Here is a 12,436-nt window from a genome sequence, read left to right on the forward strand (position 1 = left end):
CCCGCTCACAACGAGGTGACCTCATGACCCGCAGCAGCACCCCGAGACCACGCGCCACCGTCCGAGCCGCCGTCGGCACGGCCGCCGCGCTCGCCACCGCCCTCACCGCGTGCAGCGCCCCCGGCGAGTCGGCCGACGACGCCAAGGCCTCGTCCGGACCCATCAAAGTCGCCGTCGTCAACGCGCAGAGCGGGCAGCTCAGTTCACTGGGGGACTGGGAGTACAAGGGCGCCAAGCTCGCCGTCGACGAGTGGAACGAGAAGGGCGGCATCGACGGCCGCAAGATCCAGCTGAAGCTCTTCGACGACCAGGGCGACCCGACCACCGGCACCAACCTCGCCCGCAGACTGGTCAGTGAGAAGTACGTCGCCATGATCGGCACGGCGGAGAGCGCGGTGACCATCGCCATGGGTCCCGTGCTCCAGCAGGCGAAGATCCCCAACATCACCTCCGGCCAGTCCGACGGCCTCGTCGCGCTGAAGAGCCCGTACCTCTTCCTCAACGGCCCGACCAGCACCACCTACGACTCGACGCTCGCCCAACACCTGGTGACGGACAAGGGCTTCAAGAAGATCGCCATGATCACGAACAACGGCTCCTTCGGAAAGGGCGAGCACAACGCCTTCCTGAAGGCCATCGGCGACCTCGGCGTCAAGCCGACCACCGACCAGGTCGTCACCACCGACCAGAAGGAGTTCAGCGCCGCGCTGACGAAGATCCGGTCCACGAAACCCGAGGTCATCTTCATCGGCTCGGAGGAGGTCGAGGCCGGACTGATCGTCAAGCAGGCCCGCGACCTCGGCATCACCGCCCCCTTCGCGGGCGCGGCCCCGCAGGGCACCCCCGTCTTCATCGACACCGCCGGCAAGGCCGCAGCCGAAGGCACCATCGTCAGCTCCCCGTACCTCAGCAACGAGGTCAGCGACGCGTCGAAGAAGTTCGCCGCCGCCTACGAGAGCGCCTACGGCGAGGAGGCGGAGATGCACGGCGCCAAGGCCTACGACGGGGCGAACATCCTGCTCACCGCCCTGAAGACCAGCAACGGCGCGACCGGCGAGGAACTCGCGGACGCCATCCGCGCCACCCGCTACAAGGGCCTGCTCGGCGACTTCCAGTACGACGAGACGGGAGTCGGCATCACCAAGACGACCATCGGCGTCATCCGCGACGGCGAACTCGTCCCGCAACCGTAGCCACCGGGAGCACTGACGTGCAGGAAACACTCCAGACACTCGTCGGAGGCCTGAGCCTGGGGGCGGTCTACGCCCTGGTCGCCATGGGGTTCTCCCTGGTCTACCGCACCATGGGCCTGGTCAATTTCGCCCACGCCGACATCGCCATGATCGGCGCCTACGCGGCCTCCACCTTCTATCTGACCTCCCGGTTGCCCTTCGCCGTCGCCATGGTGGTGGCCATCGCGGTCACCGCCGCGATCGGCCTGGTCATCGAGCGGGTGCTGCGGCCCCTGGAGAACAAGGACTTCGACCTGATGCTGATCGGCACGATCGGCTTCGGCATCGTCCTCCAGGCCGTCGCCATCCTGATCTGGGGCACCACCGGACGGGCGGTCCGCTCACCCGTCCGCTCCGCCCCGCTCGACCTGTTCGGGGTGCGCGTCCGCACCTACGACCTGCTGGTGATGGCCGTCGCGGCCCTCGCCGTGATCGGCCTCGCCTGGTTCCTCGCCCGCACCAAGCGCGGCGCGGCCATGCAGGCCGTCGCCATGGACCACGAGGCGGCCACCGCCGTCGGCATCGACGTCGGCCGCAGCAACGCCCTCGCCTTCTCCATCGGCGCGGGCCTCGCCGCCCTGGCCGGCGGCCTCGTCGGACCGATGCTGTACGTTGACGCCTCGCTCGGCGGCGCCCTCGGCATCAAGGGCTTCGCCGCCGCCATGCTCGGCGGCTTCGGCTCGATCCCGGGAGCGGTTGTCGGCGGCCTTGCGATCGGCGTCCTCGACTCCTACGCGGCCGGCCACTTCCAGGGCTACTCGGTGCTCGTCACCTTCCTGGTCTTCACCGTCGCCATCATGATCCGCCCGATGGGCGTCTTCGGGGAGAGGACGGTGAGCCGCGCGTGAGTTTCCGTGTCGGAGCGCTCGGACGGTACGGAGCGCTCGGGGCGCTGGCGGTGGCCGCCTGGCTGTTGCCGTACGGCCTGGGCGGCTACTCCATCCATGTCGTCAACATCGCGCTCATCTATGCCCTGTTGGCCATCGGTATGGGGCTGGCGATGGGCGTCTCCGGGCAGATCAACCTCGCCCAGGTCGCGTTCTTCGGCGTCGGCGCGTACACCCTCGCCATTCTCACCACCGACTCCGGGTACGGATTCTGGGCGGCGGCGGCCGTCGCCGTCCTCGCGACGGTGGCCACCGGCCTCTTCGTCGGCATCCCGGCCCTGCGCATGCAGTCCCACTACCTCGGGATCGTCACGCTCGGCCTGGCGCTCGGCTTCATCAACTGGATCACCAACGCCTCGGTCAGCGGCGGCGCCGACGGCATCTCCGGCATCCCGCTGCCCACCCTGCCCGGCATCGACCTCTCCAGCGAATACCTCTACTACTACCTGGAGTTGGTGGTCTGCGCGCTCGGCCTGGGCTTCGGACTCTTCGTCGTCCGCACCCACCTGGGCCGACGACTGCGCGCGATGCGCGACGACTCCCTCGCGGCGGGCGCGACGGGCGCGGAGATCCCGCTGCTCAGGATGACCGCGTTCCTGCTCGCCAGCCTGTACGGGGGCCTGGCCGGGGTCCTGTACGCGGGCCTCATCCGCTATGTCGCCCCGGAGACCTTCTCCATCGGCAACATGTTCATCCTGCTCGCCATGGTCATCATCGGCGGCCGGCGCTCCCTCGTGGGCTGTGTGGTCGGCGCGATCGGGCTGACCCTCATCAGGGAATGGCTCTCCGACTTCTCGACGTACGCACAACTCGGATACGGCGTGGTGGTCGTCCTCATGGTCGTCTTCGCGCCGACCGGCCTCGCCGGAATCCCGTCCAGGGCAAGGGAGTTCGTGGGCAGGAGACGACGGCGGGGGATCGACGGGAGGGCCCGGCTGGGCCCCTTCCTGCCGTACGAGGCGGTCGAGACACCCCATGCGACGGACGAGCCGCTCCTCGAAATCCGGTCCGTGACCAAGGACTTCCGCGGACTGCGCGCCCTGGACGACGTCTCCCTGACGGTCCGCCCCGGCGAGATCCGAGGGATCGTAGGACCCAACGGCTCAGGGAAAACCACCCTGTTCAACGTGATCAGCGGCTTCTACCGGGCCACTTCGGGACAGGTGCGGTTCGCAGGCCGGGTCACCACCACGGCCCGCCCGTACACGCTCTCCCTCCTCGGCCTGGCCCGCACCTTCCAGAACCTGCGCCTGTTCGGCCAGTTGACCGTCCGGGAGAACATCCTCGTCGCCCTCGACCGCACCAGGACCCACACCATCTGGCAGTACGCGGTATGGCAGCCCGGAGTCGTCCGCCGCGAGCGGCGGCTGCGCCACCAGGCCCAGGAACTCCTGGAACGCTTCGGCCTCACCGACTTCGCCGAGGCCGCACCCGGCTCCCTCCCGTACGGCATCCAGCGACGCATCGAGATCGCCCGTGCCATGGCCGCCCGGCCCCGGCTGCTGCTCCTCGACGAACCGGCCGCCGGACTGAACGGCGAAGAGGTGCAGCAACTCGCCCGCATCGTGCGCTCCATCCGCGACAGCGGCACCACGGTCGTCCTCATCGAGCACAACATGGGCCTGGTCATGTCGCTGTGCGAGCGCGTCACGGTGCTCTCCAGCGGCGGCATCATCGCCGAGGGCACACCGGCGGAGGTGGTCGCCGCGCCCGAGGTGATCGAGGCGTATCTGGGAGATTCCGCGATGGCCGACGTGCCGCGACCGGATCCGAACGCACCCCCTGCCGCACCGCCCGCCGCGCCGTCGGCCCCGCCCCAGACCCCCGCTTCGAAGGAGGCGACCCGGTGAGACTGCTCCCCCCTCCCCGTGTCTCCCGTACCGAAACCGCCGCCACACTCACCGTCGACGACCTGTCCGTGCACTACGGCGGGGTCCGCGCGGTCAGTTCGATCAGCTTCAGCGTGGAGCCGGGGGAGTCGGTGGGCATCATCGGCGCCAACGGCGCGGGCAAGACGTCCACCCTCAAGGCGCTCATGGGCCTGGTACCGCGCGGCGGCGGACGCATCACGCTGGGCGAGCGCGACCTGACCCGCGTACGGGCCCGCGACATGGTGCGCCACGGCATCGGCTACGTACCGGAGGGCCGGCATGTCTTCCCCGGCCTGAGCGTGGAGAAGAACCTGCTGCTCGGCGCGTACGCCCGCCGCTGGGACGCCGAGACCCGGGCCACCCTGGCCGAGGTGCACGAACTCTTCCCGGTGCTGGGCGAGATGGGCCAGCGGCTGGCGGGCGCCCTCTCCGGCGGGCAGCAGCAGATGCTGTCCATCGGCCGCGCCCTGATGGCCGGGCCGCGCATCCTGCTGCTCGACGAGCCGTCCATGGGCCTCTCGCCGAAACTCGTCGGCGAGATCCTGAGCTCGCTGAAACGCCTGCGCGAGGAGGGCCTGAGCCTGCTCCTCGTCGAGCAGAACGCCAAACTCACCTTCGGCGCGACGAGCCACTGCCTGGTCATGGAGAACGGCAGCGTCGCCATGACCGGAACCTCCGAGGAGCTCAGCCAGGACGCCCGGGTGCGCCGAATCTACCTCGGACTGTGAAGCGCTGACATGGCCCACGACTCGTTTCTCATCGGTCTGATCGGCTCCGGCATCGGCGCTTCGTTCAGCCCCGAACTCCACCAACGCGAGGCGGACCGGCACGGCCTGCGCTACCTCTACCGCCTGATCGACCTCGACACCCGCCCCACCGCCCCCGAGAGGATGGGCGAACTACTGCACGCCGCGCGGAACATGGGCTTCACGGGCCTCAACATCACTCTCCCATGTAAGCAGTTGGTGGTCGACCATCTGGACGCCCTTTCGGAGCAGGCTGAGTTGATCGGCGCCGTCAACACGGTCGTCTTCGGGGCGGACGGGCGGGCGACGGGCCACAACACGGATGTCACGGGTTTCGGGGCGTCGTTCGCCCACTCACTGCCCGAAGCCCGGCTGGACCGCGTGGTGTTGCTGGGCGCGGGCGGTGCGGGAGCGGCCGTGGCCCACGCGATCCTCGCCCGTGGCGCCGGCCACCTCACGATCCTCGACCCGCTGACCCACCGCGCGACCGCCCTCGCGACATCGCTCACCCGGCGCTACGGGACAGGACGAGCCTCCGCGGAAACGCAGGACCGACTCCCCGCACTGCTGCCCCACGCGGACGGTCTCCTGCACGCCACGCCCACCGGCACGGCCGCACACCCAGGCCTGCCCCTACCGCCCGAACTGCTGCACCCCCGATTATGGGTCGCCGACGTCGTCTACCGCCCGCTGGAAACCGCGTTGCTGCGCGCCGCCCGCACCCGCGGCTGCACCGTCCTGGACGGCCTCGGCATGGTCGCCTTCCAGGCCGCCGACGCCTTCCGCCTCTTCACCGGCAGGGAACCGGACAACACACGAATGCTCGCCGACGCCGACGAACTCGCCCACGCGTCCGAATAGCCGCACCGGGCCCCGCCCCGAGACTGGCCCATGCAGTGCCGGGGTCGACCGCGCCCCTGTGTCAGTGCCCTGCGGCATGATGACCGCTGTGAACACCGAGATGCTCATAGAGACCTGGCAGCGGCTTCTTGACGACCCTCAGAAGTCATGGGTGCTGTTCGAGCACGGCACTTGTGTCGTGCTGACTGCTCCGGACGGAGACCTTGCTGAACAGGCCACCGAGATCCTGAGGGAGTTCGGCCCGGCGCATGCCGGGTCTTCGGCAGGAGACTTTGGGGTGATCGATCTGAAGGACGCTGAGGGATGGGTTGTCACCGGGCACCACAACGATGTCCTCACCTATGTCGGCCCTGATGAGCCTCATGATCCGTCACAGATCGCCGTCGGGCTGTCCGGACGTTCCAAGCGCCACCGGGATGGCACCGAACTGCGCATAGTCCACGTCGAGGACAGGAGAGCTTCAACGAACCACGCGTAAGCGCCTGCATCACCGTTGCCTTGACCCCGTGGGGCCCACGGCCGGTGCCGGCCGCAGCCCGGCGGCTGCGCATCGAAGCACGCCTGGCAGGCTGGCCGCATGGACGCTGACGCACTGACTCCGGTCCACCTCGACAAGGTGATGGACGGGCTGGCGATGAATCCCGCCTTGCCGGCCCTCATGGTCCGGCGACTGTTCGCATGGCGGCGGGGTTGGGGGAAGGTGGCGATGCGTCCGGACCTCACCGACGACATGCTCGCCGAGATCATCGCGAGCGACGACCACATGCTCCTGCACAGCCTGGCGCGCAACGACCGGCTGCCGGACCGGTTCCGTATCCGTCTGGCCGCCCATCAGGACGAGGCGGTGCGGTCCACGCTCGCCAGCCGCGCGACGACCGCGCCTAGGGAGATGCTGGAGCAGCTCATCGACGATCCCGACCCAAAAGTCCGCGAGTGTCTGGCCAAGGGCCGTCACACACCGCCCGACCTCGGGGCCCGCCTCGCCGCTGACTCCGACCCCGCGATCCGCGCCGCGCTGGCGCAGCACTGGACACAAGCGCCGGAAGCGGTCCGTCGGACCCTGCTGACCGATCCCGAGGCAAAGGTCCGCGCCGCGGCCTGTTCGACGTACTTCCCGCATGGACCGCATCCGATACCGCCCTCGGACCTGCTGCCGGAGCTGTTGGCAGACCCTGTGACTCGGGCGGGCGCGGTGATTCACGCCGTTCTCGACGCGGACACCCTCCAGCAGCTCGCCGGTGATCCGGACAGCGAGGTGCGTGCTGAGCTCGCCCGGCATCCCGACTTGCCTCCGTCGATCCGCGAGGTCCTTGCCGTCGATCCGGCCTTGAACGTCCGGGTGAAGGTCTTCGCCCGCCCTGACACGCCGGAGCGCACGCGGGCACGGATCCACACCTCGGTCCACGAGCTTGCGCGTTCGATAGCCGATCCGAGCGACGATGCCGACGACGAAGCCATCCTGCAGTGGTATCTGGACTGCGGTGCAGTCACGGAGCTGCGGATCCTGCGCCTGCAATGGGTCACGGCCGATCCGCTGCCGTACATCGACTCGCCCTATGTCAGCTTCCGAGTCTCAGCGGCCGCCAGCAAGGCCCTTCCGGCCGACGCGGTGGCCCGACTGCTCGACGACGAGGAGGAGATCGTTCGCCTCACCATGGCTCGCACCGCCCCGCACCGGGTTGATCCCGCGACCGCAGAGAAGATCGAGCGCCGCTACCGCCGACGGGACAAGTTCACGTTCTGGTGGGACAACGCGGAGGCGTTGACGTTCCCCTCAGAGACCCTGCGCCGCTTCGCCACCGATCCTGTACCCCGGCTCCGCTCGTTCGCTCCCCGCGATCCGGATCTGCCGTCGGAACTCGCCGAGAAGCTGGCCTCCGACCCCGAAGAACGCGTCCGCCGCGCGGTCGCGCCCCACCGCAATCTCCCGCTCCCATCCCTGTTCCGACTCCTCGCCGACACCTCGGAGCGCGTCGCGGAGGCCGCCGGCGCCTCGCCGTTCCTTCCGGTCGAGCGCATGGAGTGGCTGCTGACCCGGGCGGGCCTGTAGCCGCCATGTCTCCCAAGCTCGGCAATTGCGGCATTCATGCGTACGTCGCCGCAGCGTCGAGGGGGGCATACTGCCGTCACCCCACGCTTTGTGCGTCGCGACGGTCTTCCTGGAGGGATTCGCCCAACCATGACACTCCTCGTCCCAGTTCGAGGGATTCCATCGGGAGTTGTTCGCCTCGAAGGACGACATCGAGCGGGCCTTGGCGCTTCGCCCTGACGACCCCACTCCGCTCGTCGCGGAAATCTGGAGGGCGCTCGGACTGGGCTACCCCAACCGGGAGATGCAGGTGCTCTGGTCCGAGATCACGGCACGGGCACCGCATCACTTCGAAGCGCACAGCAGTGCCCTCCAGTACTGGACCGAGAAATGGCGAGGCTCGAAGCGGATCGCGCGGGAGTTCGCCGAGAAGTCGGCTGCCGGTGCGCCGCCGGGGAGCCTGTTGGCCGCACTGCCGTTGATCGCCTGGTACGAGAACCATGCCGACGAGCTGGGTGATTTCGGATTTCGCAGTCCGCAGGTACATGCATTGGTTGACACGGCGCTCGCCGACGCGGCACTCGCTGACCCGGACCACCCGAGGCTCCCGGAGGTACGGCACCTGCTGGCGTACTTCCTGTACCGGCAGGGCCGGTACAGGGCGGCCAGGGAGCAGTTCCGCCAGGTAGACGGCTTTACCGAGGCGCTCCCGTGGCGGTATTCATTTGTGAAACCGCTCTACTACAGAGCAGCCCGTACGAAGACGGCCCGCAAGGCACTCGCGGAGCGCCGGCCTCGCTGATCAGCAAGCTGTCGTGGTCACGAATACGATCGCCGTCGGCGCCTGCCGGATGGTAACAGCTGTTACCATCGGGGTATGGCGAAGACACAGCTGGGTGCGCGCGTCGACAGCGAGATCAAGCAACTGGCGGAAGCCCGGGCCCGGGACCGCGGCTTGAGCCTCGGCGACTACATCGCCGTCCTTGTGCAGGAAGACACCGAAGGCCTGCGGCAGCGCGGCTTGGCCGCCGCGGAGCGGTTCCTCAGCGAGCACCAGGACGTCTTCGACGAAGCCGAAGACGCCGACCTCCGCACCTCCGGAGCCCACGCCGCGTAATGGACCTGCACATCGACGTCCCCTGGATCCTGCAAGTCGCGGAGATCGCGGGCGCGGGGGATCCCGTCCCCGAAGACTACGGAGTGCCGGTGGCCGCGGTCGCAGGTCACCGGGCCGAGCTGCTGGACCAGCCCGTCTACGACGGCCCCTACGCCCGTGCCGCCGCCCTGGTGCATGTCCTCGGCCGGTGCCGATGGCTGGAGCGCTCCAACATGGCCGTGGCCGCGGCGACGGGAGTGATGTACCTGGAAGCCTCAGGGATCCCGGTCAAGCCCGCCCGGGAGGACGCCGTGGCGCTGCGTGACCTGCTGCGGGACCCCGCCTGCACCGCTGCGAGGATTGCCACCCAACTACGCGGCTGGCCAAAGGCCACCTGACCCCCCGGCCGGGGCGATCGTCCCCAACTGCTCGTCGATCCGGCCGCGTGTGATCAGCGACGCGGCGCGTGGCCGGCTCCCGTGGACAGGCGGCGCTCCGTCGCGGTGATCAGGATGCCGAGCAGTACCGCCAGATCGGCCGCGCCTTCGGCGTCGTCGGCCCAGCGGGTGGCCTGCAACGGGTGCACCTGGTCGACGTAGACGCCCTCGCGGGCCAGAACGAAGGCCAGCGCCAGCATGGCTGCGCGGGCGTTGCCGTCCTCGAACGGATGGAAGAAGAGGACATCGAGGTACGTCCGGGCGGCGCGTGAAGGGAGGGGCAGGTCCCGGCGGCTGCTTTCGGCGAGGCAGCGCTGGAACCGTGCTTGTGTCTCGGGCGCGAGCCCGTACCGCTCGCGTCCGCCTTTCGCGAAGGCCGGCATCGTGCGGAAGACGACGGCGGATTTGCGGTGCAGCACGGTCCGCTGCCAGTTCGCCATGAGGGCGAAGGTCAGTTGTACGCCCTGCTCCGCGTCGGCGAGAGCCTGGTCGAGGGCGGTCAGCACCCGCGCGGCCCCTTCGGCGTCGCGCCCGCCGCGTGTCGCGGTGAAGAAGTCCCGGAAACCGTCGAGCGGCGTCGGCGGTTCGGCGACGGGGAGCTCGCCGTTCCAACGCGGCCACGCGATCTCGGTACGGATGCGCAGCCAGTCGGCGAGGGCGTCGTCATGGTCGTCGGGCATGTCGTTCATCGGTTTCCGCCCATGGTCCGGGCGAACCGCGAGCTCACCGCGTCGACGACCGTGACGTCTGGCGCGATCCAGCTGCCGAAACGGCCACCGACCGCACCCTCCACGATCTCCTTGGCTCGCTCAGGGTCGATTCCGTTGTAGGCGAGGAACCATTCGAGCACCTGCCTGCAGTGCCCGTACCAGCCGCTTTCGGCATGAGTGCGATCGGCCACCACAGTGACCAGCCGCGTGCACGCCCGCTCCCAATGCCAGGGATCCTTCGAGGACTCGGCCGAGTTCGAGGGTGGCGCCAGGGCGGAGAAGCGCTCCGCCAGATCCTCTAGCCAGTCACGCCATTCAAGGAGGGCCGCGACGACCAGCGGGGCGGTTGCGTCCGCGGTCGTCACGGTGTGGGCGGCGCAGCACCATGTGTCGACGACCCCTCCGTCGGTGTCACCCTCACCCACCGACCAGTTCCAACCGCACGCCCACCGGCCGTAGCGGTCCACCAGAAACCTGGTGATGGGATCCAGCGAATGCCACCGGTTCTCTTCCATGGCCTGGGCGTCGGGCACCAAGGGCGCGACAAGACCGCCCAGTGTCTTCGCCGCATCGTCATCGAGCTCGAACGGATGCCGCAACGGATCCACTTCCGCCCAGGTCAGGGTGTGCGCCCACAGCTCAGTCACGACGCCACTCTGTCGTGCGCAGGCGCTCGAACACCAACGAAATATCGAGCGGCAGCGCCACAACGGTGGGAAGGATCTCCATCGCGTTCGCCGCAGCCAAAGGCCGAGGTCGTCATCTGGTCACGCGAGCTGCGCCGCCTCCCAGTGTGATGCAGGCCACAAGGTCCTGTCGGTCGATCTTGGAATGCGTGGGCCTGTGCCGTGGCTGTACTCGTTGTGGGCCTTCCCTGTCCTGGGGGGCGCACCGGGCAATGGTGGCCGGCGCGACTGGCCACAGGAGCAGGAGCAGGACAGACACAGTCCCGTCTGCTCCGCCGCATCCGGATCGCTGCCCGTGAAAGGTACTCCCGCTCTATGCCACTGGCCCTGCTGGCCCTTGCCCTCGTTGCGTTCGGTATAGGTACGACCGAGTTCGCGACGATGGGGCTGTTGCCCCAGATCGCCGACGGGGTCGGCGTGTCTGTCCCGCACGCCGGCAACATCGTCTCCGCCTACGCACTCGGCGTCGTCGTCGGCGCCCCCGTGCTGACGGGCATCGGCGCGCGCATCGCCCACAAACGACTCCTGGTCCTGCTGTCCGCACTGTTCGTGGTCGGCAACGTCGCGTCCGCCCTCGCTCCCAGCTTCGGCCTGCTGTTCGCCGCACGATTCCTGGCGGGCCTGCCCCATGGAGCACTGTTCGGCGTGGGCGCCGTCGTGGCCTCCCGGCTGGTCGCCCCCGAACGAGCCGGACGGGCCGTGTCGAGGATGTTCCTCGGACTCACCATCGCCAACATCGTCGGCGTCCCGGCCGGCACGGCCCTCGGGCAGCAACTGGGCTGGCGGTACGCCTACTGCGCCGTCGCCGTCATCGGCCTGATCGCCCTGGCCGCGCTGGCCGCCTTCGTCCCCCACCAGCCCCGCGGCAGCCAGGCCGGCATCCGGCACGAGCTGCGCGCCATGGGCAACAGGCAGGTCGCCCTCGGCCTGGCCACCGCCGTCGTGGGATTCGGCGGCTTCTTCGCCGTCTACAGCTATCTCGTGCCGATCCTGACCCACCTGACGGGCTTCTCCGAATCCTCGACCACCTGGGTCCTCGCGCTCTACGGCATCGGCATGACGCTCGGCACACTGATCGCGGGCCCACTGACCGACCGTGCCCTGCGTCCGACGCTGTACGGCGGGCTCGCCCTGCTCGGCGCGTCGCTCGTGACGTTCTACTTCACGGTCCACAGCGCCGTTCCCGCCCTGGTGACGCTTGCCTTCATGGGCGCGATGGGCGCCCTGGTCACCACGCCCGTGCAGATGCTGCTCATGGCCAAGGCGAAGAACGCCCCGACGATGGCAGCGGCCTCCAACCACTCCGCCTTCAACCTGGCCAACGCCGGCGGAGCCTGGCTCGGCGGCCTGGCCATCTCGGCCGGCTGGGGCTGGGCCTCACCCGCCCTGGTCGGCGCGGCCCTCGCCGCCGCCGGCCTCGGCCTCGCCTTCCTCGGAGGCATCACCGACCACGGGAACGGGAGCTCCGAGGTGATCACTTCGTCGGGAGCCGAAACCTCGTCAGAAGCCGGACAGGTTCCGACGGCCCCTACCGCCCCTACCGCCCCTACGGCCCCGACAGCTCCGACGGCCTGACGGCGCGGCAAGCGATGGCCGTGGGACGGCAGGGCGGTCAGCCTGAGCACGTCTCGAGCATGGCCTCCTGACCGCCGTCCTCACCCAGGCCGCCGAGATACGCACGCCGGGCGTGCCGCAGCCGCACGGGCTGCTACCACCAACCGTGCAGAGCGTCGATCAGGCTCGACACGGCGGTGAAGAACGCCGCCCAGGCGAGGATGTCCCTGCGGTGCGGAGGCGGGGAGTCTGGGGTGGTCGGATCAGGCATTGCTGGGCCCCCTGGGCTGCCGGCTTCGTGTCGTATCGGTCGTCCAAGGCCTTTGT

At 69.2% G+C, this 12,436-nt stretch carries 13 protein-coding genes; 11 read left to right on the plus strand and 2 right to left on the minus strand.

What is annotated here, in order from left to right; genetic code table 11:
• Positions 1-23: 23 nt before the first annotated feature.
• The 10 genes from ACWCPF_RS24285 (at position 24) to ACWCPF_RS24330 (ending at position 9,120) form a co-directional block, all read left to right on the plus strand.
• Positions 24-1,193, plus strand: a complete 1,170-nt coding sequence (locus tag ACWCPF_RS24285) for an ABC transporter substrate-binding protein (protein WP_451047168.1) — start codon at positions 24-26, stop codon at positions 1,191-1,193.
• A gap of 17 nt (positions 1,194-1,210) precedes the next feature.
• Positions 1,211-2,080, plus strand: a complete 870-nt coding sequence (locus tag ACWCPF_RS24290; protein ID WP_451047169.1) for a branched-chain amino acid ABC transporter permease — start codon at positions 1,211-1,213, stop codon at positions 2,078-2,080.
• A complete protein-coding gene (locus ACWCPF_RS24295; protein ID WP_451047170.1) occupies positions 2,077-3,969 on the plus strand; it encodes a branched-chain amino acid ABC transporter ATP-binding protein/permease in 1,893 nt (630 codons plus the stop codon). The genes ACWCPF_RS24290 and ACWCPF_RS24295 overlap by 4 nt, the downstream gene beginning before the upstream one ends.
• Complete coding sequence (locus tag ACWCPF_RS24300) at positions 3,966-4,718, plus strand: ABC transporter ATP-binding protein (protein WP_451047171.1); 753 nt, start codon at positions 3,966-3,968, stop codon at positions 4,716-4,718. Before ACWCPF_RS24295 ends, ACWCPF_RS24300 begins: the two co-directional genes overlap by 4 nt.
• Before the next feature lie 9 nt (positions 4,719-4,727).
• Positions 4,728-5,597, plus strand: coding sequence for a shikimate dehydrogenase (locus ACWCPF_RS24305; protein WP_451047172.1), 870 nt, complete (start codon positions 4,728-4,730; stop codon positions 5,595-5,597).
• 79 nt (positions 5,598-5,676) lie between these two features.
• A complete protein-coding gene (locus ACWCPF_RS24310; RefSeq protein WP_451047173.1) occupies positions 5,677-6,075 on the plus strand; it encodes a hypothetical protein in 399 nt (132 codons plus the stop codon).
• A 99-nt stretch (positions 6,076-6,174) separates the two neighbouring features.
• Complete coding sequence (locus tag ACWCPF_RS24315) at positions 6,175-7,647, plus strand: hypothetical protein (RefSeq protein ID WP_451047174.1); 1,473 nt, start codon at positions 6,175-6,177, stop codon at positions 7,645-7,647.
• Positions 7,648-7,816: 169 nt separating this feature from the next.
• On the plus strand, positions 7,817-8,428 hold the full coding sequence (locus tag ACWCPF_RS24320) for a hypothetical protein (protein ID WP_451047175.1): 612 nt from the start codon (positions 7,817-7,819) through the stop codon (positions 8,426-8,428).
• 75 nt (positions 8,429-8,503) lie between these two features.
• A complete protein-coding gene (locus ACWCPF_RS24325; protein WP_451047176.1) occupies positions 8,504-8,743 on the plus strand; it encodes a hypothetical protein in 240 nt (79 codons plus the stop codon).
• Complete coding sequence (locus ACWCPF_RS24330) at positions 8,743-9,120, plus strand: fic family toxin-antitoxin system, toxin component (protein WP_451047177.1); 378 nt, start codon at positions 8,743-8,745, stop codon at positions 9,118-9,120. Before ACWCPF_RS24325 ends, ACWCPF_RS24330 begins: the two co-directional genes overlap by 1 nt.
• Positions 9,121-9,173: 53 nt before the next feature.
• Here the strand turns inward: ACWCPF_RS24330 and ACWCPF_RS24335 are convergent, their stop codons facing one another.
• Together ACWCPF_RS24335 and ACWCPF_RS24340 are read right to left on the minus strand one after the other, a co-directional pair.
• The gene (locus ACWCPF_RS24335; protein ID WP_451047178.1) at positions 9,174-9,848 is read right to left on the minus strand and encodes a Fic family protein; all 675 of its coding nucleotides are present in this window, start codon (positions 9,846-9,848) and stop codon (positions 9,174-9,176) included.
• Positions 9,845-10,516 (minus strand): hypothetical protein, encoded by a 672-nt coding sequence (locus tag ACWCPF_RS24340; RefSeq protein ID WP_451047179.1) that lies wholly within the window; start codon positions 10,514-10,516, stop codon positions 9,845-9,847. The genes ACWCPF_RS24335 and ACWCPF_RS24340 overlap by 4 nt, the downstream gene beginning before the upstream one ends.
• A 354-nt stretch (positions 10,517-10,870) precedes the next feature.
• On the opposite strand from ACWCPF_RS24340, the gene ACWCPF_RS24345 reads away from it, so the two are divergent.
• Positions 10,871-12,130, plus strand: coding sequence for an MFS transporter (locus ACWCPF_RS24345; protein ID WP_451047180.1), 1,260 nt, complete (start codon positions 10,871-10,873; stop codon positions 12,128-12,130).
• The last annotated feature ends 306 nt before the right edge of the window (positions 12,131-12,436 follow it).

This window comes from Streptomyces sp. NPDC001858 (assembly GCF_053594615.1).

Excerpts from the sequence above, each read along its gene's own strand:
- ACWCPF_RS24315 (WP_451047174.1), top strand. The coding sequence starts at position 6,175 with ATGGACGCTGACGCACTGACTCCGGTCCACCTCGACAAGGTGATGGAC.
- ACWCPF_RS24345 (WP_451047180.1), top strand. The coding sequence starts at position 10,871 with ATGCCACTGGCCCTGCTGGCCCTTGCCCTCGTTGCGTTCGGTATAGGT.
- ACWCPF_RS24325 (WP_451047176.1), top strand. The coding sequence starts at position 8,504 with ATGGCGAAGACACAGCTGGGTGCGCGCGTCGACAGCGAGATCAAGCAA.
- ACWCPF_RS24330 (WP_451047177.1), top strand. The coding sequence starts at position 8,743 with ATGGACCTGCACATCGACGTCCCCTGGATCCTGCAAGTCGCGGAGATC.
- ACWCPF_RS24310 (WP_451047173.1), top strand. The coding sequence starts at position 5,677 with ATGACCGCTGTGAACACCGAGATGCTCATAGAGACCTGGCAGCGGCTT.
- ACWCPF_RS24305 (WP_451047172.1), top strand. The coding sequence starts at position 4,728 with ATGGCCCACGACTCGTTTCTCATCGGTCTGATCGGCTCCGGCATCGGC.
- ACWCPF_RS24285 (WP_451047168.1), top strand. The coding sequence starts at position 24 with ATGACCCGCAGCAGCACCCCGAGACCACGCGCCACCGTCCGAGCCGCC.
- ACWCPF_RS24335 (WP_451047178.1), bottom strand. The coding sequence starts at position 9,848 with ATGAACGACATGCCCGACGACCATGACGACGCCCTCGCCGACTGGCTG.